Source organism: Alterinioella sp., from assembly GCF_058343375.1.
On sequence record NZ_JBTUJH010000069.1, the window covers coordinates 41,923 to 62,373 of the forward strand.

Here is a 20,451-nt window from a genome sequence, read left to right on the forward strand (position 1 = left end):
CGGCAGCCAGGACAGGGCCATAGCGCGCCCACGTCGCCCTGCCAAGGAGGAGAGAGCATGCCTTATACCGCGCCCGTCACGGAATTTGCCTTTTTGATGGAACATGTCGTGGGCATGTCCCGCGTTGCCGCGACCGACCGGTTTGCCGAGGCCACGCCCGATATGACGCAGGCGATCCTGACCGAGGCCGGGCGCATGGCCGAGCAGGTTCTGGCCCCGCTGAACCGGGGCGGCGATCTGCATCCGGCGCGGCTTGAGAATGGCGTGGTGCGCACCAGCCCCGGATTTGCCGACGGCTACCGCGCGATTGCCGAGGGCGGCTATATCGGCATGTCGGCGGATCCTGATCATGGCGGGCTGGGCCTGCCGATGGTGCTGACCACGGCGGTCAATGAGATGATCGGGTCGGCCTGCCTGTCGTTGCAGTTGAACCCGTTGATGACCCAGGGCCAGATCGAAGCGCTGGAGCATCACGCCAGCGACGAGATCAAGGCGCTTTATCTGTCGAAGCTGATTTCGGGCGAATGGTGTGGCACCATGAACCTGACCGAGCCGCAGGCGGGATCGGATGTGGGCGCGTTGCGCAGCAAGGCTGAGGATAATGGCGATGGCAGCTTTGCGATTTCGGGCCAGAAGATATTCATCTCCTGGGGGGATAATGATTTTACCGAAAATGTCTGCCACCTGGTGCTGGCCCGTCTGCCTGACGGGGTGCCGGGCACCAAGGGGATCAGCTTGTTTCTGGTGCCCAAACTTATCCCCGATGAACAGGGCAATCCCGGGCGGCGCAACAGCCTGAATGTGGTCAGCCTGGAGCATAAGCTGGGATTGCACGGATCGCCCACGGCGGTGATGCAGTTTGACGGGGCCACCGGCTGGATGATCGGCAAGCCCAATGGCGGCATGGCGGCGATGTTCACGATGATGAACAATGCCCGCCTTGGGGTCGGGGTGCAGGGGCTGTGCCAGGCCGAAGCAGCCTATCAGCAGGCCCTGGCCTATGCGCTGGAACGCAAGCAGGGGCGCAGCCCGATCGAGAACGGCACCGGCACCATTCTGGATCATGCCGATCTGCGCCGGATGCTGGTATTGATGAAGGCCGAGACCTTTGCCGCGCGCGCCATTGCGTTGGACAATGCGGTGGCGATCGATATGGCGAAGGCGACGGGGGAGGACAATTGGGCCGCGCGCGCCGCTTTGCTGACGCCGGTGACCAAGGCCTATGGCACCGAAACCGGGATTGCCGTCAGCCAGATGGGCATTCAGGTGCATGGCGGCATGGGGTTCATCGAGGAAACCGGCGCGGCGCAATTTCTGCGCGATGTGCGGGTGACGGCGATTTATGAGGGCACCAATGGCATTCAGGCGATGGACCTTGTGGCGCGCAAGATGATGGATGGCGGCGCGGCACTGTTTGCGCTGCTCGATGAGGTCGATGCCACGGCAGCGGCGGCCGGGCCTGAGGGCGCGCCGCTGTTTGCGGCCTCGGGCGCGTTGCGCGCGGCGACTGAAAAGCTGGTGGCGCTTGGGTTGAATGACCGGTTCGCGGGTGCGGTGCCTTATCTGATGGCGGTGGCGCGGGTTCTGGGTGGGCATTACCACCTGCGCGCGGCGCTGGCCGAGGGGCCGGATGGCGCGCGTGCGAAACTGGCGCGGGTTTTCATCGCGCGGCTGCTGCCTGAGGTGGATGGGTTGCTGGCGCAAGCGGTTCTGGGGGCGGGTGATCTCTATGCCTTGAGCGCAGACGAGTTGTCGGCGTGAAGCGTATGAAAATGGTTTGCAGGCCAACGGGCACTGGCGTCACGGGCATCATGACATGACCCTGCGTTATCCGTATTCGGAACCGCCGGCCGAGGGTGCCGCGATCGAGGTCGCGCCGGGCATCTTGTGGATGCGCCTGCCGCTGCCGATGGCGCTGGATCATGTCAATGTCTACGCCTTGCGCGACGGCGACGGCGATGGCTGGGCCGTGGTCGATACCGGGTTCGACAGCCGCCGCAGCCGCGCGATATGGGGCAGGCTGCTGGCCGGTCCGATGCAGGGGTTGCCGGTGACAAGGGTGATTGTCACGCATCACCACCCTGATCATATCGGGCTGGCGGGCTGGTTCATGGCGCAGGGCGCGGAGCTGATCACCACCCGCACCGCCTGGCTGATGGCCCGGATGCTGGTGCTGGATGAACAGGAGCGGCCCACGGCCGAAACGCTGGATTTCTGGCGCGCGGCAGGCATGGACCCGGATATTCTGGCGCAGCGGGCGGGCGAACGCCCGTTCAACTTTGCCGATATGGTGGCCCCGCTGCCGCTCGGCTTTAGCCGCATCCGCGCCGGTGATGTGCTGCATCTTGGCGGGCGCGATTGGGATGTGCGGATCGGCCATGGCCATGCCCCGGAGCATGCCACGCTCTGGTGTCGGGAGGGGGATCTGGTGATTGGCGGCGATCAGCTGTTGCCCTCGATCTCGCCCAATCTGGGGGTCTATGCGACTGAGCCGATGGCCGACCCGGTGACCGACTGGATCGAAAGCTGCACCCATATGGCGCGGTTCGCGCGGGCCGATCAGCTGGTTCTGCCCGGTCACAAACTGCCCTTTACCGGCCTGCCCGACCGGCTGCATCAGCTGATCGAAAATCATCACGGTGCCTTGGCCCGGCTGCGGGCGCATCTGCGGACCCCGCGTGTGGCCAGTGATTGCTTCCAGCCGCTTTTCAAGCGCAGTATCGATGCGGGCACCTATGGGCTGGCCCTGGTTGAAACCGTGGCCCATCTGAACCATCTTCTGGTGTTGCAGGAGGTCACCCGAACCCGGCGCTCAGACGGCGCGTGGCTTTGGCAATTGCGGGAGTGAGCATGTGGGCGACGAGATACGGACATCGGCCGAGGCCATGGAAGGCGCGGTGCTGCCCGATGCCCGCGCGGTTCATTGCGACCCCGACGCGCCGAAAACGCCCGAACAGGTGCCGCTGCCCAGGGAACTGGCCAGAAAACCGGTGGCGGAGAAATCGCCCGCCGAATGGGCCTATGAACGCATCATCCTCTATATCAGCAATTTCGAGGAACAGCTGGACGCCGAACATGAGGTTGCGATGGGCTTTACCGGGTCCGACGCGGGCGTCATGCGGATCGAGGGCATGGGGTTTTTCGCACCCGACATCATCACCTATTACGGATCCGACCCCGAAGGCATCAAATCGCAGCTGATCCAGCATGTCAGCCAGCTCAGCGTAACCCTGCGCGCCTTGCCCAAGCAACAACCGGACCAACCTCCACAACGAATCGGGTTCCGGCTGGCCGTTGAATTAGAGGGCAGCATGCCCGAATAATGCGGCTCCTGTGCCTGAATGCCTGGGGCGAAAAACATCCATGATGTGTTGATCGCATGGGCCAGCTCTGCCCGGCAGCGCCACCTTCAGGGCCCTGGCTGAAATTGGCCTGAATGATCCTGTCACCGGCCGGGGTCATGCCGGAAGCCGCAGCAGTCTATATGCCAAATCCGGGCGACTTGCCGATTACATGGCTGTGGGCGACGCAGCGCCGGTGGCTCGGTTCGAGGTGGTGCGCCGCCCGGAGGTTTCCGACCCTTGCCCGTTGATGCTGAAGCCGGTGCCGCCAGGGCGGTAATTCGATCACAATCGAGCGATGTGAGGCCTTCAGACGCGTGACAGGCCCGGCGAAATCAGCTATCCGAAAGACAACATGACAAAACGCTAACGGGACGCGATACAAAAATGGCTGATAACGGACATAAGCACGGCGAAATGGACATTCATGAGCAGGAGGAAACCTTCAGCGGTTTCGTCAAGTTCCTGACCAACGCGATTATCTTCTGCATCGGGGTGATCGTCTTTCTGGCGCTGTTTTTCCAATGATGGACCGGCGCAGATTCCTGGCCTTCGGGTCGGTTCTGGCTCTTTCCGCTTGCGCCGGAGAAGTTGTCTGGGCCCCCGATGAGGCGGTCGCGCAGGCCCGTTACGAGCCGCCGGGCAGCCCGATGATCACGCTCTATACCATGATCTCGAACAGATCGGGCGCTGGCGGGCATCTGGCGCTGATGATCGACGGCGAGCAGCGGCTGTTGTTCGACCCCGCCGGCACCTGGCGCCATCCCGCGGCCCCCGAACGCAATGATGTGATCTACGGGATGACTCCGCAGTTGCTGGATTTCTACACCGATTACCATGCCCGCGAGACCTATCATATCGTGGTGCAGGAACTGGATGTGACGCCCGAGGTTGCGGCACGCCTGAGCCGGTTGGTGCAGGAATACGGGGCCGTGCCCAAGGCACAATGCACGATTTCCATCACCCGCATCCTGCAGCAGGTGCCGGGCTTTGAGAATATAAGCACCTCCTGGTTCCCGCGCCGCGCGATGGATATGTTTGCCGAACTGCCCGGCGTGCGCACCCGCCGCATCTTTGACGATGACAGCGACAATAATCGCGAGATTCTGGGCCGTCAGGCGGCAGCCGATCTGCGCCTGCTGCGCGCCGCCGAGATCGAGGCTGATGGCGGCTGAGCCATTGCCCAATGCCATGCCTGAAAGGCCCCCGGTTCCGCCCGGGGGCTTTTTGCATTCAGGGGGGCAAAGCCGCAAATGACCCGTCGCAACGGGCGACAAAAAAGAAAACCCCCGAACCGGATGGTGCGGGGGAAGTCTTTTTGGGCGGGGTTACCCCCGACCGGTTCGCAAAGCCTGAGGGTCTTAAAGCATCCCCTCGCGCTGCGCTTTTTTCCGAGCCAGTTTACGAGCACGCCGAATTGCTTCGGCCTTTTCGCGCGCTTTCTTCTCGGACGGCTTTTCGTAATGCTGCTTGAGCTTCATTTCACGAAAAACACCTTCACGCTGCAGCTTTTTCTTCAGGGCACGAAGCGCCTGATCGACATTGTTGTCACGAACACTAACCTGCATGTGGTTTTCACCACCTTTCTAAGTTTGAGTTGCAAGAATTTGCAGGAAGTGGCGCTATAGCAAAGGCCCCGCTATATGTCTAGCATTGCGGGCAGCGGAGGCAGCTATGACAGATCTGAAAGACGACATTCTGGATGCGGCGCTGGCGCATGTGGGTTTTGATGGCTGGTCTGACGCCACGCTGGTCGCGGCGGCCGAGGATATCGGCGTGGACATCGCCGCGGCGCGGGCGCTTTTTCCGCGCGGCGCGGTCGATCTGGCGATGGCCTTTCACCGGCGTGGCGACGCGGCCATGGTGGCGGCACTGACCGCAGGCGATCTGGAGGGGATGAAAATCCGCGAAAAGATCACCCATGCGGTGCGGCTGCGGCTGGAGCTGATGGCAGATCAGAAGGAAGCGGTGCGGCGCGGAACGACGCTGTTTGCATTGCCCATCCATGCCGCTGACGGCGCGCGTGCGCTGTGGGAAACGGCCGATGCGATCTGGGACGCGATCGGGGATAGCAGCGAGGATTACAACTGGTATACCAAACGCTTGACGCTGTCGGGGGTCTATTCGGCCACCGTGCTGTTCTGGCTGGGTGATACCAGCGAAGGCCACAATGCGACCTGGGGGTTTCTGGACCGGCGCATCGACGATGTGATGCAGGTGGAAAAGCTCAAGGCGCGAATGCGGGAAAGCAAGGTTTTGGCCCCCTTTCTGGCCGGGCCGAACTGGTTGCTGGACCGGGTGAGGGCCCCGGCCCGAACGCCGCCGCCGGATATGCCCGGCCATTGCGGCGGGCGCGATCAAAGCTGAAACAGACCGAAACCAGGAGGGCAGCAATGCAGATACCGGCAGAGATGCGCGCCGTTGAGATAACCGGGCCCGGCGGGCCGGATGTTTTGCGCGAGACCCGGGTTCCGGTCCCGGTTCCGGGGGCCGGCCAGATTCTGATCGCGGTGGGTTATGCCGGCGTGAACCGGCCCGATGCGCTGCAACGCGCGGGAAAATATGCGCCGCCGCCAGAGGCCTCGCCCCTGCCGGGGCTTGAGGCTGCCGGGATCGTGGCGGCGGTGGGGCCGGGGGTGCGCCGTTGGGCGGTGGGCGACGCTGTGACGGGTTTGTTGCCCGGCGGCGGCTACGCCGAATTTGCGCTGACCCATGAAGATCACGCGCTGCCGGTGCCCGTCGGCATGGATATGGCGCGCGCTGCGGCGCTGTGTGAGACATATTTCACGGTCTGGTCGAATGTGGTGATGCGCGGCGGGTTGCAGGGCGGCGAGCGGTTCTTGGTGCATGGCGGTTCGTCTGGCATCGGCACCACCGCCATTCAGCTGGCGCGCGAACTGGGCGCGCGGGTTTTTGCAACCGCGGGATCGGCGGAAAAATGCGCTGCCTGTGAGGAGTTGGGCGCGGAGCGTGCGATCAATTACCGCGAGGAGGATTTTGTTGAGGTGCTGCGGGCCGAAGGCGGCGCGGATTTGATCCTCGACATGGTCGGCGGCGACTATATTGCGCGCAATTTCAAAACCCTGGCGCTGGACGGGCGGCTGGTGCAGATCGCGTTTTTGCAGGCCCCGGTGGCCGAGGTCAATTTCGCCGTGCTGATGACCAAGCGATTGACGATGACGGGATCGACCCTGCGCCCGCAAAGCGACCAGGCCAAGGCGGCGATCGCGGATCAATTGAGGGCGCAGGTCTGGCCCTTGCTGTCGGCGGGCAAGATCGGGCCGGTGATGGATTCGGAATTTGCGCTGGCGGATGCGGCCCAGGCACATGCGCGGATGGAAAGCAGCGAACATATCGGCAAGATCGTGCTGAAGGTTCGGTGAGAGGTAGCTTGCCTTTTCGGGTTTTCGCGCCTGGTGTTGATGGTGGCGCCTCCGGCGGGAGTATTTTCACAAAGAAGAAGATGGGGTGCGATGAATGCTGACGGTGTTGCGCAACCGTGTTTTTGCGCGGCTATTCGCGGCGCAGATCGTTGCGTTGACGGGCACCGGATTGCTGACCGTGGCGCTGGCGCTGCTGGCTTATGATCTGGCCGGCGACCGGGCGGGGGCGGTGCTGGGCACGGCGCTGATGATCAAGATGCTGGCCTATGTCGGGGTGGCACCGCTGGCCGCGGCCCTGTTTGCCGCGTTGCCGCGCAAGGCGGTGTTGATCGGGGCTGATCTGGTGCGGGCGGGCGTGGCGTTGATGCTGCCATTCATCAGTGAGATCTGGCAGATCTACGTGCTGATATTTGCGCTGCAAACCGCCTCGGCCACGTTTACACCGGCGTTTCAGGCGGTGATCCCGGATGTTCTGCACGATGAAGAAGACTATACCCGCGCGCTGTCGTTGAGCCGCCTGGCCTTGGATATCGAGACATTGGTGAGCCCGGCATTGGCCGGGTTGCTGTTGCTGGTGATGGGCTACAACACGCTGTTTCTGGGAACTGTAGCGGGGTTTCTGGTGTCGACCCTGTTGATTTTATGCACCCGGATCCCGCAGCCGGGGGTGGCCCGATCACGGTCGTTTCCAGATCGGTTGACACGCGGGGTGCGGCTTTATCTGGCGGTGCCGCGTTTGCGGGGCCTTCTGGCGCTGAGCATGGCGGTGTCGGCGGTGATTTCCTTTGTTCTGGTCGATACCGTGGTGCTGGTGCGCGCCGGGTTTGGCGGCAATGAAAGCGATGTGGCGGCTGCGTTGGCCGCGTTTGGGGCAGGCTCGATGCTGGTGGCGCTGGTTCTGCCACGGGTCTTGCGGCGCGTTTCCGACCGGGTGGTGATGCTGGCGGGCGGAGCGGGGCTGGCGGTGCTCGGGCTGGCCTATGGGCTGGTGATGGCGTCGGGCACCGGCCCGTGGCCCGTGCTGCTGGCTGTCTGGGCCGGGTTTGGCGCGCTGAACGCCGCGGTTCTGACGCCATCGGGGCGGTTGTTGAAGCGATCGGCCAGCGCCGAGGACCGGCCCGCCATTTTCACCGCGCATTTCGCGCTGAGCCATGCCTGTTGGCTGCTGGCCTATCCCATGGCGGGTTGGCTGGGGCCGGCGATCGGGTTGCCGGGGACGTTGCTGGTGCTGGCGGTGGTCGCGGCAGCGGCGGTGGCCGTGGCGGTCAGGGTCTGGCCTTCGGCGCAAACACCTGCCAGCCAATCATCCAGCGGGTGACGGTCGTGATCATTGCAGCACCGGCGAAGATATAGGCCAGGATCGGAAAGGCCTGTGGCCAGAGGCAGAAGGCTATGAAAAACACGATGGTCTCGAAGCCTTCGGTCAGGCCACCGAGGTAATGGATGCCCTTGGTCGGGAAATCCCGCGCATCCAGCCCGCGCTTTTCGGCCAGAACCGAAAAGGCAAGAAAGGACGAGCCGGTGCCGACGAAGCTGAAGATCAGGATCGCCGCCGGCAGCGAATTTGCACCGGGATCGGCCAGCGCAAAGCCAAGTGGCACCAATGCGTAGAACACGAAATCGAGCGCGATATCGAGAAAAGCCCCCCGGTCGGTGGGCGTGCCCAGACGGGCCACGGCCCCGTCCAGCCCGTCGGCGATGCGGTTGAGTGCAAGCAGCGCAAGCCCCAGCAGGTAGGCTTGCAGCGCAATGGCAATGAAGGCCAGAACGCCCAGGGCAAACCCTGTCAGCGTGATAAAATCAGGCGGCACGCCAAGACGATACAGAAGCGCGGCTGGCGGATGGGTCAGACGGCGTTGCAGCGGCAGAAGGCGGGCGTCGATCATGGGGCGGGCTTGTCCGAAGGTCGGGAACTATCCTGTGCGCAACCTGCGGGGCAATGGATGCGGGCGCAAGACACGTTCGCGTGGCTCTGTGCCAGCTAGGGAATTTCTCAAAAAACATGCATCACCTGACGCGGCCTGAAAGCGCAGATTTCAATGCGCCCGGCGATGCACCCCGTCCCGGCTATTGCGAGACGTGCTTCAGCCATCGATCTCGGCCACCAGATCGACCACCGCCCCCAGATCCGCGATCTCGCGGAACCGCGGATGGGTGTCGGGCCGGGCGGCATGTTCCAGCTCCCAGGTCAGCCCGTGTGGCACATGGATCCCCCAGGCCCCGGCCTGAAGCGCGGGCACCACATCGGATTTCAGCGAATTTCCGATCATCATTGCCCGGTCCGGCCCGGTGCCGTGATGGGCAAAGGCGCGGGCATAGGTTGCCGGGGTCTTGTGCGAGACGATCTCGACCCCGTCAAACAGATCGCCCAGGCCCGATTGCGCCAGTTTGCGTTCCTGATCCAGCAGATCGCCCTTGGTGATCAGCACGATACGATGCCTGTCGGCCAGCGCCTCGATGGCCTGTTGCGCATGTGGCAGAAGGTGGATGGGATGGCTGAGCATCTCCTGCCCGGCGGCAAGAATTTCGGCGATGACCGATGCAGGGACGGTTTGATCGGTAATGTCTATGGCGGTTTCGATCATCGACAGCATGAAGCCTTTGATGCCGAACCCATATTGACCGATATTGCGTTTCTCGGCCTCCAGCAGGCGGTCCATCAGGGTTGCGCGGTCGGTGAAATCGGCCAACAGATCGGCAAACCGGTCCTGAGTCAGGCGGAAAAAACTCTCATTCTGCCACAGCGTATCATCCGCATCGAAGCCGATTGTTTCGATTTCAGATCGCATTTATCCCGTTCCTCCGGGGTCGTGCCCGCAATCGCCCCCTTTTCTGCACCCCATTGGGGCCTATATACTTGCCGTCACCAAACCATAACGGCGATCCCCTGGAAGGCGTAATGATTCTGTATCCGTTGACAGCCATGGCCATAAAACCCCGCACCGGGGTTGATTCCGATCTGCTGACTCAGACCAAGCCGAAAACAGAGCGCCCGCCGCTTTACAAGGTGCTGCTGCTGAACGACGATTACACGCCGATGGAATTTGTCGTTCACGTGTTGGAGCGGTTCTTTGGCATCACCCATGGCCAGGCGGTCGAGATCATGCTGACCGTGCATAAAAAGGGCCTGGCCGTTGTGGGCGTGTTTTCCTATGAAATTGCCGAAACCAAGGTTGCACAGGTGATGGATTTCGCCCGTCGTAACCAACACCCCCTGCAATGCACCATGGAGAAAGAGGAATAGCGCCCCTGCGCCGCCTCAACCGCCCGAATGATTCCAGATCGTTGGACCCTTGCGCTGGAAAGCGGTGAACTGGCGTGGCCCGAGACGGGCCGCGTTCTGGTGATGCGTGCGCGCGGCGATGCCGGTCTGGATGCCTTGGGGGTGACCCGGGTTCAGGCGGTGCAGGGATTTCTGCCCGATCACGCAAGATTGCAGGCGCGCGGGATTGATGCCGTTGTGGAACCTGAGGGCCAATACGCCGCCGCGCTGGTGCAGATCGTGAAATCCAAGGCCGAGACGCTGTCGCTGATCGCGGCTGCCATGGCGCATGTCGAACCCGGCGGCGTGATCGCGGTGGATGGGCAAAAGACCGAAGGCATCGAATCAGTGCTGAAGGCGGTGAAAAACCAGCTGCCGCTTCTGGGCACGATGTCGAAGGCACATGGCAAACTGTTCTGGCTGACCCGCCCCGACCTGGTTCCCGCAGATATCTCTGACTGGGCCGCAATGCCTGCGCGGGTCGATGGCGGCTGGCTGACGGCCCCCGGCATGTTTTCGCCCGCCGGTCCCGATGCCGGGTCGGAATTGCTGGCCGCGCTGGTGCCGCAGCTCAAGGGGGATGTGGCCGATCTGGGGGCCGGGTGGGGATATCTGGCGGCAACCCTGCTGAGGGAACAGGCCAGGATTGAAACGCTTGACCTGATCGAGGCGGAATGGAGCGCGCTGGAGGCGGCAAAGATCAACGTCACCGACCCCCGCGCGCGGTTTCTGTGGCAGGACGCGACCCGGATCAAGTCTGAGCGGCGCTATTCTGCCGTCATTTCCAACCCGCCCTTTCACACCGGCCGCGCCGCGCAACCCGCCCTTGGCCAGGCCTTTATCGCGTCGGCTGCGCGGATGCTGAAACCCTCGGGCCAGTTTTTCATGGTGTCCAACCGCCATCTTCCCTATGAAGCCACGCTGAAAGAGCACTTCGCTACCGGCACGCTGCTGGCAGCGCATGGCGGCTACAAACTCTATCAGGCAGGCAAGCCGAAATCGGCCCGCTACACCTGACAACAGGAGATCTCGGATGTCCCTTTCGGTCGCTGGAAAAACCGCCATCATCACTGGGGCCGCCAATGGTGTGGGCCTGGCCATTGCCCGCCATTTCATCGAACAGGGGGCCAATGTGATGCTGGCCGACCGCGATGAGGCGCGATTGGCCGATGAGGTCGGGCAGGCCGAAGATGAACGCGGTCACGCCCGGTATTTTGCCGGTGACCTGCGCGAAAAGCTGACGATTGCCAACCTGCTTTCAGCCACTATCGACGCCTTTGACCGGGTCGATATCCTGATCAATGCGTCGCGTCAGTTGATGGTATCGGACCCGCTGGATGCCAGCGATGACACGGTCGAGACGATGTTGCAGCAGAATATGTATACGGCGTTGCGGCTGAGCCAGGCCGTCGCCAAGCGGATGATCGCCCAGGCCGAGGAAGATGGCGTCGAGGACGGCACGATCGGGGCCATCGTCAACCTGTCCTCCATCGCGGCGCGGCGCACGCACCCCGATCTGCTGGCCTATTCGGTCAGCGCCGCGGCGCTGGATCAGGTGACCCGCAGCCTGGCGGTGGCCCTGGCCCCGCACCATATTCGCGTCAATGGCGTGGCGTTCGGATCGCTGATGTCCCACAGCCTGAAAGAAACCCTGAAAGACAATCGTGAATTGCGCAGCGAGATCAAGGAATGCACGCCCCTGGGTCGCATCGGATCAGCGCGTGAAGTTGCGGCCGCCGTGCAGTTTTTGTGCTCGGACGGGGCCGGGTTTGTAACCGGTGAGCTGATTACCGTCGATGGCGGGCGGACGTTGCTGGATAATGTGACCTCGGCGGCGCATTGAAGCGTTTCGACATATGCGGCCCGGATGAAACGCAATCTGCCGTAAAGCCCCCCCGCGGCACGGGGGCCGGCAAGGGGTGCCTGATATGCAGGCTGATCCGTGGCGGTTGGGTCAGGGTTGTTCGTCCTCGTCCTCATCCTCATCTGCTTTGGGCAGGTTGAAGAGGCTCTCTGCATCCAGCACTTTCTCCGGTTTGCGGTCTTCGTCATCGGCCGTCTCGGACAGCGAGAAAGTCTCCAGCCCGGATATGGACGAAGGAATGCGCGGCTCGGCTTCCATGCCAAGCGATTGCTCGGTCGAAACCAGCTTGCGCCGTTCATCATCGGTCATGCCACCGCCTTCGGTGGCGATCTTGGCGGCGGCCTTTTGCACCACGGCATCCAGTTCGGTTTGTTTGCACAGACCAAGTGCCACCGGGTCGATGGGCTGGATATTGGAGATGTTCCAATGCGTGCGTTCGCGGATCGCCTGAATGGTCGGCTTGGTGGTGCCGACCAGCTTGGAGATCTGGCCATCGGTCAGTTCCGGGTGGAATTTGACCAGCCACAGGATGGATGCGGGGCGATCCTGACGCTTGGACAACGGCGTGTAGCGCGGGCCGCGGCGTTTTTCTTCGCCCACGGCGGCGGGGTTGAACTTCAGTTTCAGCTTGTGGCCCGGATCCTTCTCGGCGGCGCTGATTTCTTCCTGGGTCAGCTGGTTGTTGGTGATCGGGTCAAAGCCCTTGACGCCGGTGGCAACATCACCGTCGGCGATGCCCTGCACCTCCAATTCGTGCAAGCCGCAGAAATCGCCGATCTGGCGAAAGCTGAGGGTGGTGTTATCCACCAGCCAGACAGCGGTGGCTTTGGCCATGATCGGTTTGTTCATCTCGAAGGCTCCTTCAAATTCCCATATCCCCCTTGGGCCGGAAAACGGCTCGTCGGGTCTGGCCGCGACGCGTCCTCATTGTAAGGGAGGTTGCGGCGTATATAAGCAGGATAAAGCCGGGAGGAAAGGGCAAATGATAAGAGCCGTTTTGGCATTGATGCTGAGCGTGGGCCCCGCCTGGGCCGAAGGCGAACGCGCCGGAGAGTTTGATTACTACGTGTTGTCGCTGAGCTGGACACCGACCTGGTGCGCGATCGAGGGCGACGGGCGCGGATCGCCGCAATGCGATGCCGGTCAGGGCTATGGCTTCACCTTGCACGGGCTGTGGCCGCAATATGAGACCGGCTGGCCGAGCTTTTGCCCGACACCCGAAAGCAACCCATCGCGGGCCATGACCGGTGCCATGGTCGATATCATGGGGTCTTCGGGATTGGCCTGGTATCAATGGAACAAGCATGGCGTTTGTTCGGGCCTGCCCGCATCCGACTATTTCGCACAATCCCGTCTGGCATATGAACAGATCAACAGGCCCGAGGTCCTGCGCCGGCTAGAGCGTGACCTGCGCCTGCCTGCCGAAGTGATCGAAGAGGCGTTTCTGGAAGAAAACCCGCAACTGAGCGATGAAATGACCACAGTGACATGCCGCGATGGCCGGGTGCAGGAAATCCGAATCTGCCTGACACGAGACCTGGAACCGCGCGCCTGCGGGCGCGACGTAGCGCAGGATTGCACGCTCAGCGACGCGCTCTTTTCGCCGATGCGCTGAGCGGCAAGGGCAGGAGCGAGGGGCCAGCCCCTCGCGCTCCCCGAGGTATTTTTGCCAAGATGAAGGCAAATTTTATTAAAATTGTCGCTTCTTCTTTGCGAAAATACTCCCGCCGGAGGCGCCGGAGATATGGGCTGGCGCGACGGCTGATCAAATGTGTTCCAGTGCAGCCAGGCACCAATCCAAGTAATGTTTTGCCGTGCCGAAGGCGCGGTGCAATTTGGTTATGATCAGAACGCTTTGCGGGCGCGCAACGCGGCTGAGATTGTGCCATCGTCGAGGTAATCCAGCTCGCCGCCCACCGGCACGCCCTGGGCCAGAGAGGTCACAGTGACATCGTGGTTCTCCAATTCGCCGGCGATGTAATGGGCAGTGGTCTGGCCGTCGACTGTGGTATTCAGGGCCAGAATCACTTCGGTCACTTCTTCACTGGCCAAGCGGTCCACGAGGTTCGGAATGCGCAAGTCTTCCGGTGTGATTGCGTCAAGCGCCGAGAGCGTTCCTCCCAACACATGATAGCGCCCGGAAAATACATGCCCCCGCTCCATCGCCCAGAGATCCACCACATCCTCGACCACGCAGATCTGGCCGTTGGCGCGTTTGCCGTTTTGACAGATTTCACAAGTTTCCGAGGTGCCGATATTGCCGCAGGTCAGGCATTCGCGCGCTGTTGCTGCGACCTCGGCCATCACATCGGCCAGCGGCGTCATCAGCAAGGCGCGCTTCTTGATCATATGCAGAACCGCGCGGCGGGCAGACCGGGGCCCGAGCCCGGGCAGCTTGGCCATGATCTCGATCAGGGCCTCGATATCGCGCGGCGCGTCGGACATGTCAGAAGGGCAGTTTCATGCCCTCGGGCAGGTTCAGCCCTTCGGTCAGGCGCGCCATTTCCTGGCTGCTGCGTTCAGTCGCCTTGGCCTGCGCGTCCTTGATCGCGGCCAGGATCAGATCCTCGACCACCTCTTTCTCGTTCGGGTCGAAAATGGACGGGTCGATATTCAGCGCCGTCAGTTCCCCTTTTGCGGTGGCAGTGGCGCGCACCAGCCCGGCTCCGGCTTCACCCTCGACCGTGATCGCGGCCAGGCTTTCCTGCATCTCGGCCATCTTGCCTTGCATCTCCTGCGCCTGTTGCATGATCTTGGCCATATCGCCAAGCTGGCCCAATCCCTTCAGCATTTCGTCTATCCTCAATCAAAAACGGTTATCGTATTAGATACGGGCGGGCCAATGCCCTTGCAAGCCAATGGCGTCAGTCCTCTTCGAACGGATCCCATTCATCTTCAACCTCGGGCAGGGCGGTAACGGCGGCCTCGGTGGCCATTGCCTCACGCGACCGGATTCCGGTGATTTTCGCCCTGGGAAATGCCGCGATCACCGCCTGCATCAGCGGGTGTTCCATGGCTTCAGCTTCCAGCGCACGGGCCTTGGCGTTGTCCTGTTCCTCAAGCGTCTCGCCGCCGCCCTCATTGGCCAGCGTGACCGTCCATCGCATTCCGGTCCAGTTTTTCAGCGAGCCGGCAAGGCGTTGGGCCAGATCCTGCGGCGCGCGGTCGGTGGGCTGAAACGTGATCCGCCCCGGCGCGTAGGACACCAGGCGGAGGCAGGATTTGACCTCGACCAGCAGCTTGATATCGCGGTTCGATTCAATCAGCGACACCACTTGGTCGAAATTGGCGTAATGGGCCAGTGCAGTGTCCGCGTCCGGGGCCAGCGCCGGGGCCGCACCGCCGGAGGGCCCGCGCGGGGCCAGGGCGCGCGGGCCGGGGCCGCTGCCGGGGGGGGCACCACCGGGGGCCTGAGGCGCTGAGGGCGCGGTTGCCGCTGCGGGCGGGGTCATGGCCTGCAATTTGCGCAACAGATCCTCGGGCGGCGGCAGATCGGCGACATGGGTCAGGCGAATCACGGCCATCTCGGCGGCCATCATCGCGTTGGGGGCCAGCGCCACCTCTTCCAGTGCTTTCAGCAGCATCTGCCAGGTGCGCGCCAGCACCCGCATCGAAAGCTTTCCGGCAAGCGCCTGGCCGCGGCTGCGTTCATCGGGGCTGATGGTGGGGTCATTGGCGGCATCGGGCGTGATGTTGATGACGCTCAGCCAATGGGCGATCTCGGCCAGATCGCGCAGCACCGCCATCGGATCGGCCCCGTCGGCATATTGGCTGCCAAGCTCATCCAGCGCACCGGCGGCATCGCCCGACATGATCTTGTCAAACAGATCCATGACCCGGCCGCGATCGGCCAGCCCCAACATGGCGCGGACCTGATCGGCCGTGGTTTCACCCGCGCCATGCGAAATCGCCTGATCCATCAGGCTCATGGCATCGCGCACTGATCCTTCGGCGGCCCGGGTGATCAGCGCCAGCGCGTCGTCGGCAATCTCGGCCCCTTCCTGCGCGGCGATGGATTGCAGATGGGCGATCATCACTTCGGGTTCGATCCGGCGCAGATCGAAACGCTGACACCGCGACAGAACCGTGACCGGAACCTTGCGGATCTCGGTCGTGGCGAAGATGAATTTCACATGGGCGGGCGGCTCCTCCAGCGTTTTCAGCAGCGCATTGAAAGCGCTGGTCGAAAGCATGTGAACCTCGTCGATGATGTAGACCTTGAAGCGCGCCGATGCGGGGGCGTAATGCACCGATTCAAGCACGTTCGAGCGGATATCGTCGATCCTGGTCTGCGAGGCACCGTCCATCTCGATCACATCGACATGCTGGCCGGCCATGATGGCGGTGCAGTTTCGGCAGGTCCCGCAAGGCTCGGTGGTGGGGCCACCCTCGCCATCGGCACCGATGCAGTTCAGCCCCTTGGCCACGATCCGCGCCGTGGTCGTCTTGCCGGTGCCACGAATGCCCGTGAGGATGAAGGCCTGCGCAATCCGATCCGCCGCAAAGGCGTTTTTCAAGGTGCGGACCATCGCCTCCTGGCCGATGAGGTCGGCAAAGCGGGCGGGGCGGTATTTGCGGGCCAGAACCTGATATCCGGTATCGGTGGTGTCGGTCATGAGCGTCCTGTTTGGTCAGTGGTCCGGCTACCGTTCTAATGAGCCGCGGCGCTTGCAACAACCCGGCTTGGGCGAATTGGGAGGGGGGCGAAAAAACCGTTCCCACGCCATCCGCGCCCCGGCCAGACTTGTCAAAATTGGCCCCGATGGGTAGCCTACCGCTTCAACCCAAAGGATATGACATGACCGATCCGGTCTTTCAGCGACGCCGCCAGAACGCGATTCTGGAGCTTGAACGGCGCGGCGTGGCGGGTGGCAACGGACTGCCTGCTTGCATGCGCATGATCTTGCGTTTCTTTCCCAATCAGCGCCCGCCCTATTACGGGGATCGGGGCATGTTTTTTCTGCAGTTGGCGTTTGTGTTCGGCCTGTTGATGGCACCGTTCATCCGGATTGTCCTGGCCCAGGGCGGGCAGTATTCGGGTTGGTCGGCGCTTGGTTTGGCGCTTGGTGTAGGCCTCTTGTCGGGGGTCGGGTTTTCGGCGATTTTCGTGCCCTTTCTGGGCGCGGTGCATCGCCGGATGAAGCTGACACGGTGGGAGGATCTGGACGTGGATCCGACCAGTGAGAGGCCACAGGGGGCCGAAGAATTTGATGATATCGAGACGGAATATGTCGCGAAACTTATGGGCAGGGGCTTCTTCCACCGAGGGCACTGACCCGGTTTGAGCCTAACGGATTTGGCACCGGGGCCGGTCTGCGATAGGCTGGGCCCCGAACGGGAGAAAGATATGCGGGACGGTCTGATCTGGATATTGCTGGCGTTTTGGGCGGTCGCGGTGGCAATGTCAGGGTTGGCGATGCTGGAGCCGGCCACAGGCGACGGGTTCACGCGCGGAATGAACCGGGTCACCAGGTTTTTACAGTTTCAGGCGCTGGCCTTGCTGATCGGGTTGGTGATTCTGGCGCTGCGGCGCCGGGTTGAAAATATGCGGCTGCGGCGCTTGGCGCTGGTGCCGGTTCTGCTGGCGCTGGTCCCGCTGCTGGGGATCGCGGGCGTATTTCTCTACCTGTCGGTGGTGCCGATTTGAAGGCTGGTTTTGCCATTCATGATCTGGCTGCGGGTGGCGGGGTGATTGGCCTGTGCCCGTTGCCCGGTCGGCACACGGCATATGCGCAGGATATGGAAACGGTGCTGGGGTGGCAGCCGGATCTGATCCTCAGCATGACGACACTGCCCGAGATGACAAGCCATGATGCGGCCCATCTGGGCGAGGATCTGGCGCGCCATGGCATCGGTTGGCGGCACTTGCCGGTCGTTGATTTCGGTGCGCCGGGGGCCGGGGTGGATGCGAAATGGCCCGATGTCTCGGCGCTGGCTGGCGGTATTCTGGCCAGTGGCGGGCGGGTGCTGATCCATTGTTATGGCGGCTGCGGGCGGTCGGGCATGGCGGTTCTGCGGCTGATGGTCGAGGCAGGCGAAAGCGGCCCCGAAGCCCTGAACAGGTTGCGCGCCGCGCGGCCCTGTGCCGTTGAAACAGAGGCCCAATTGAACTGGGCTTTGCAGGTGTGACGCCTCGCCGCGTCCGATTATGTGCCGCGTTTTTTCTTTTTTGCCGATTGCGCGCCACGATGCGTCTTGTGCTGCGATTTATCGCGCGCGCGCGCTCGCGCCGCGTGCAGGGCGGCGGAATTTTGCGCGTCCTCGCGTTTCAGTTTCTGCCAGCGGGCCAGGCGGTCGGCGTCCAGATCGCCGGCTTTGATGGCCGTCGTAACGGCGCAACCCGGCTCCGTTTCATGCGCGCAATCGGAGAATTTGCAAGCCGCGGTCAGCGCCTCGATATCCTCGAACACGGCCTCGATCCCGTCGGCGACACCGGTCAGCGGCAAGGATCGCATGCCCGGCGTGTCGATCAGCCAACCGCCAAACAGGGTGCGGGCCAGATCGCGCGATGTCGTGGTGTGGCGGCCCCTGGCATCATCTTCGCGGATGGCTTGCGTGGCAGCAGCACCACCGGTCAGCAAATTCGACAAGGTGGATTTGCCGACCCCGGAGGAGCCTGCCAGAACCAGCGTCTGCCCGTCCTTGCACCAGGGGGCCAGGGTGTCGATCTGGGCCGGGTCGGTGGCGTTGATCGTGATCGCGGTGACAAGCGGCGAAAGCTGTTCGGCGCGGCGGGCATAATCGGGCGCATCCCCGCTGAGATCGGCCTTGGTCAGAATCACCAATGGCAGGCATCCGGCGCTGGCGGCCAGGGCCAGATAGCGTTCCAGCCGTGCGACATTGAAATCGGCGTTGCAGGAGGTGACGATGCCGAAGGTCTCGACATTGGCGGCAATCAGTTGCGCCTCCACGTTATGGCCGGCGGCACGGCGCTTCAGGCTGGTTTTCCGATCCAGCAGCCGGGCCACGGCGGTGCCATCGGGCGTGGTCAGCACCCAATCGCCGACGGCAAAATCGCCGGTAGACCCGGATGTAAGCAAGGTGATCGGCCCCGATGGCGTCAATGCGCCAAGCCGGTCGCGGGCGACAGTGCTGATGCGCGCGGCAAGGCCAAGCATTTCAGGATTGATCTGGGCCGCAAAGAAAGGCGACCAACCGAGGTCTTTCAGTGTGGTGTCAGTCAATGGAAAATGTCCCGAAACCTATCAATTGCGGGCGCGGGGCCGGGGCGGGCCGCGTGCGGTTCAACTGGTCGGGCGAAAACAGCGCAGCCTATGCTGTGTCGGCCCGGAAGGGTGCCACAAATGTCATGGGGTCTCCTTCGGGGGGCGAATCCTGCCGGTGCGGAACCGGGCCGGATGGTCGGAAATAACTGACAGGATTGTCAGGACTCTCCGGGGTGGTTCACGCAACCTTCCCCTCTCGGCGGCATGCGCCGCCTGCCGGGGCGTCGCGTTTTGTTACACAAAATCGCGACGTAAAGGCGTCGCAACCTGCTGCGCAGAACGCGACGTTGGTGAGAGGCTGGACAACGACCCAAGCGAGGCTCGTTATGGCTGCTTCCTTCCGGATCTGACCAGGTTGGCGAGGTGCTTGCCCGCGCCAACCTCTCACCCCGTCATGTAGGTGATTGCGGCCTGCCACGCAAGCCCCGAGGTTTTGCCGCGCCGCCAGTTGCGCCAGGGTTTTACCGGTTGGAAAACGGGGGGCCGCGGTGAGGTTGAGAAAGGCGCGCCGCAGCCGCAATGTTTTGATTCGCCCTGACCCAAACCCTATAGCGTCTGAAACCACGCCCAGGCATCGGCGGCAAAAGCCGGGCCGCCCTGATAGAACCAATGCGTGTGGCCGGGGATCAGGATAAGGTCGTATTCATGACCGGCACGGGCCATGTAATCTGCCGCGACACGCGCGCCTGCTACGTCAAAGATACGGTCTGACGTGCCCAGATAAAGCCGGATCGGTGGCGCGGCGTCGATGCGCTGCAACAGGTCGGGGTTCACATAGCCCGCATGTGCCGCCACGCCGCGCCACGGGCCGATGACGCGATTGGCCACCAGTTGCGCGGTAATGGCCCCGGCGGAATGACCAAACAGGAACATCCGGTCGCGGTCGATCGGATAGGCGGCGGATGCGGCATTGATCACATCTTGCAGAAAGCCGCCATCGGGGATCTCGGCGGGGTCGCCATTGATGTCGTCGATGGCCACCAGAACCAGCCCGTTTTCATCGGCCACGCCCTGCCACATGTCGATCATCGACAACCCGCCCCGCCCCGCCCCGTGAAACAGCAGGATCAATGGCGCAGGGCCGGACAGACCATCGGGCGCGTAGCCCCACCAGCGGCGTGGGGTAAAACCATCCAGGATCCGGTAGCTTTCAGCCCCGGGAACATCGGGCGTGTAGGTAAAGGTTGCGGGCATATCGGGGCGCAGGCCGGGGCGTTCGCTGACGGTAAGGCTGGCTACTGCTGCATCGGGGTTGGCAACCGTCATGAAGGCCGCCCCGTCACGGGTCAGGACGGGCAGAACAAGCAGGGCGGTTGCGCCGATGAACGCGACGGCGAAAACGGCCAGCAGACTGAGATACAGAAAACGCATTGCG

Annotated in this window: 24 protein-coding genes and 1 other RNA gene; 15 read left to right on the top strand and 10 right to left on the bottom strand. The window is 62.9% G+C overall.

What is annotated here, in order from left to right; translation table 11 throughout:
• The first annotated feature begins 57 nt into the window (after nt 1–57).
• From ACW8PS_RS10075 to ACW8PS_RS10095, 5 genes are all read left to right on the top strand, one after another.
• Nucleotides 58–1,761, top strand: coding sequence for an acyl-CoA dehydrogenase (locus tag ACW8PS_RS10075; protein WP_491527256.1), 1,704 nt, complete (start codon nt 58–60; stop codon nt 1,759–1,761).
• A 55-nt stretch (nt 1,762–1,816) separates the two neighbouring features.
• Nucleotides 1,817–2,848 (top strand): MBL fold metallo-hydrolase, encoded by a 1,032-nt coding sequence (locus ACW8PS_RS10080; RefSeq protein WP_491527257.1) that lies wholly within the window; start codon nt 1,817–1,819, stop codon nt 2,846–2,848.
• Nucleotides 2,849–2,852: 4 nt separating this feature from the next.
• Entirely contained in the window at nt 2,853–3,323 is a 471-nt protein-coding gene (locus ACW8PS_RS10085) for a DUF6173 family protein (protein ID WP_491527258.1), read from the top strand.
• Nucleotides 3,324–3,728: 405 nt separating this feature from the next.
• The gene (locus ACW8PS_RS10090) at nt 3,729–3,869 is read left to right on the top strand and encodes an aa3-type cytochrome c oxidase subunit IV (RefSeq protein ID WP_491527260.1); all 141 of its coding nucleotides are present in this window, start codon (nt 3,729–3,731) and stop codon (nt 3,867–3,869) included.
• Complete coding sequence (locus tag ACW8PS_RS10095; RefSeq protein ID WP_491527261.1) at nt 3,866–4,516, top strand: hypothetical protein; 651 nt, start codon at nt 3,866–3,868, stop codon at nt 4,514–4,516. Before ACW8PS_RS10090 ends, ACW8PS_RS10095 begins: the two co-directional genes overlap by 4 nt.
• A gap of 186 nt (nt 4,517–4,702) precedes the next feature.
• Here the strand turns inward: ACW8PS_RS10095 and rpsU are convergent, their stop codons facing one another.
• Entirely contained in the window at nt 4,703–4,909 is a 207-nt protein-coding gene (gene rpsU / locus ACW8PS_RS10100; protein ID WP_071673777.1) for a 30S ribosomal protein S21, read from the bottom strand.
• 106 nt (nt 4,910–5,015) lie between these two features.
• Between rpsU and ACW8PS_RS10105 the strand changes: the two genes are divergently transcribed.
• From ACW8PS_RS10105 to ACW8PS_RS10115, 3 genes are all read left to right on the top strand, one after another.
• Nucleotides 5,016–5,708 (top strand): COQ9 family protein, encoded by a 693-nt coding sequence (locus ACW8PS_RS10105; protein ID WP_491527262.1) that lies wholly within the window; start codon nt 5,016–5,018, stop codon nt 5,706–5,708.
• 26 nt (nt 5,709–5,734) lie between these two features.
• Nucleotides 5,735–6,724 (top strand): NAD(P)H-quinone oxidoreductase, encoded by a 990-nt coding sequence (locus ACW8PS_RS10110; protein ID WP_491527263.1) that lies wholly within the window; start codon nt 5,735–5,737, stop codon nt 6,722–6,724.
• A gap of 94 nt (nt 6,725–6,818) precedes the next feature.
• Nucleotides 6,819–8,042, top strand: a complete 1,224-nt coding sequence (locus ACW8PS_RS10115) for an MFS transporter (RefSeq protein WP_491527264.1) — start codon at nt 6,819–6,821, stop codon at nt 8,040–8,042.
• Here the strand turns inward: ACW8PS_RS10115 and ACW8PS_RS10120 are convergent.
• A complete protein-coding gene (locus tag ACW8PS_RS10120; protein ID WP_491527265.1) occupies nt 7,990–8,610 on the bottom strand; it encodes a CDP-alcohol phosphatidyltransferase family protein in 621 nt (206 codons plus the stop codon). The two genes, ACW8PS_RS10115 and ACW8PS_RS10120, sit on opposite strands and share 53 nt — an antisense overlap.
• Before the next feature lie 198 nt (nt 8,611–8,808).
• Nucleotides 8,809–9,513: an HAD family hydrolase gene (locus tag ACW8PS_RS10125; RefSeq protein WP_491527267.1), complete on the bottom strand. Its 705-nt coding sequence runs from the start codon at nt 9,511–9,513 to the stop codon at nt 8,809–8,811.
• Between the two features lie 110 nt (nt 9,514–9,623).
• Here ACW8PS_RS10125 and clpS point away from each other — a divergent pair, with 110 nt between their 5' ends.
• The 3 genes from clpS to ACW8PS_RS10140 are packed head-to-tail and all read left to right on the top strand — an operon-like array spanning nt 9,624 to nt 11,829.
• Nucleotides 9,624–9,968: an ATP-dependent Clp protease adapter ClpS gene (clpS, locus tag ACW8PS_RS10130; protein WP_491527268.1), complete on the top strand. Its 345-nt coding sequence runs from the start codon at nt 9,624–9,626 to the stop codon at nt 9,966–9,968.
• 27 nt (nt 9,969–9,995) lie between these two features.
• On the top strand, nt 9,996–11,003 hold the full coding sequence (locus ACW8PS_RS10135; protein WP_491527269.1) for a class I SAM-dependent methyltransferase: 1,008 nt from the start codon (nt 9,996–9,998) through the stop codon (nt 11,001–11,003).
• 16 nt (nt 11,004–11,019) lie between these two features.
• Nucleotides 11,020–11,829: an SDR family NAD(P)-dependent oxidoreductase gene (locus ACW8PS_RS10140; RefSeq protein ID WP_491527270.1), complete on the top strand. Its 810-nt coding sequence runs from the start codon at nt 11,020–11,022 to the stop codon at nt 11,827–11,829.
• A gap of 111 nt (nt 11,830–11,940) precedes the next feature.
• Here the strand turns inward: ACW8PS_RS10140 and ACW8PS_RS10145 are convergent, their stop codons facing one another.
• On the bottom strand, nt 11,941–12,699 hold the full coding sequence (locus tag ACW8PS_RS10145) for a DUF1013 domain-containing protein (RefSeq protein WP_491527271.1): 759 nt from the start codon (nt 12,697–12,699) through the stop codon (nt 11,941–11,943).
• A gap of 133 nt (nt 12,700–12,832) precedes the next feature.
• On the opposite strand from ACW8PS_RS10145, the gene ACW8PS_RS10150 reads away from it, so the two are divergent.
• Nucleotides 12,833–13,465, top strand: coding sequence for a ribonuclease T2 family protein (locus ACW8PS_RS10150; protein WP_491527272.1), 633 nt, complete (start codon nt 12,833–12,835; stop codon nt 13,463–13,465).
• A 230-nt stretch (nt 13,466–13,695) separates the two neighbouring features.
• Here ACW8PS_RS10150 and recR read toward each other — a convergent pair whose 3' ends face one another.
• From recR to ACW8PS_RS10165, 3 genes are all read right to left on the bottom strand, one after another.
• Nucleotides 13,696–14,295 (bottom strand): recombination mediator RecR, encoded by a 600-nt coding sequence (recR, locus tag ACW8PS_RS10155; protein ID WP_491527273.1) that lies wholly within the window; start codon nt 14,293–14,295, stop codon nt 13,696–13,698.
• 1 nt (nt 14,296) lies between these two features.
• A complete protein-coding gene (locus ACW8PS_RS10160; RefSeq protein ID WP_491527274.1) occupies nt 14,297–14,641 on the bottom strand; it encodes a YbaB/EbfC family nucleoid-associated protein in 345 nt (114 codons plus the stop codon).
• A 73-nt stretch (nt 14,642–14,714) separates the two neighbouring features.
• The gene (locus ACW8PS_RS10165) at nt 14,715–16,466 is read right to left on the bottom strand and encodes a DNA polymerase III subunit gamma/tau (RefSeq protein ID WP_491527275.1); all 1,752 of its coding nucleotides are present in this window, start codon (nt 16,464–16,466) and stop codon (nt 14,715–14,717) included.
• 182 nt (nt 16,467–16,648) lie between these two features.
• Between ACW8PS_RS10165 and ACW8PS_RS10170 the strand changes: the two genes are divergently transcribed.
• From ACW8PS_RS10170 to ACW8PS_RS10180, 3 genes are all read left to right on the top strand, one after another.
• The gene (locus ACW8PS_RS10170; protein WP_491527276.1) at nt 16,649–17,125 is read left to right on the top strand and encodes a DUF6404 family protein; all 477 of its coding nucleotides are present in this window, start codon (nt 16,649–16,651) and stop codon (nt 17,123–17,125) included.
• 72 nt (nt 17,126–17,197) lie between these two features.
• Nucleotides 17,198–17,497 carry a hypothetical protein gene (locus tag ACW8PS_RS10175; protein ID WP_491527277.1) on the top strand — a complete coding sequence of 100 codons (300 nt, stop codon included), beginning with the start codon at nt 17,198–17,200 and terminating at the stop codon, nt 17,495–17,497.
• 41 nt (nt 17,498–17,538) lie between these two features.
• Complete coding sequence (locus ACW8PS_RS10180; protein ID WP_491527311.1) at nt 17,539–17,979, top strand: phosphatase domain-containing putative toxin; 441 nt, start codon at nt 17,539–17,541, stop codon at nt 17,977–17,979.
• 17 nt (nt 17,980–17,996) lie between these two features.
• Here the strand turns inward: ACW8PS_RS10180 and rsgA are convergent, their stop codons facing one another.
• From rsgA to ACW8PS_RS10195, 3 genes are all read right to left on the bottom strand, one after another.
• On the bottom strand, nt 17,997–19,034 hold the full coding sequence (gene rsgA / locus ACW8PS_RS10185) for a ribosome small subunit-dependent GTPase A (protein WP_491527278.1): 1,038 nt from the start codon (nt 19,032–19,034) through the stop codon (nt 17,997–17,999).
• Nucleotides 19,035–19,364: 330 nt separating this feature from the next.
• An RNA gene (ffs, locus tag ACW8PS_RS10190) (signal recognition particle sRNA small type) lies at nt 19,365–19,463 on the bottom strand.
• Between the two features lie 159 nt (nt 19,464–19,622).
• On the bottom strand, nt 19,623–20,447 hold the full coding sequence (locus ACW8PS_RS10195; protein ID WP_491527279.1) for an alpha/beta hydrolase family protein: 825 nt from the start codon (nt 20,445–20,447) through the stop codon (nt 19,623–19,625).
• Nucleotides 20,448–20,451 lie beyond the last annotated feature (4 nt).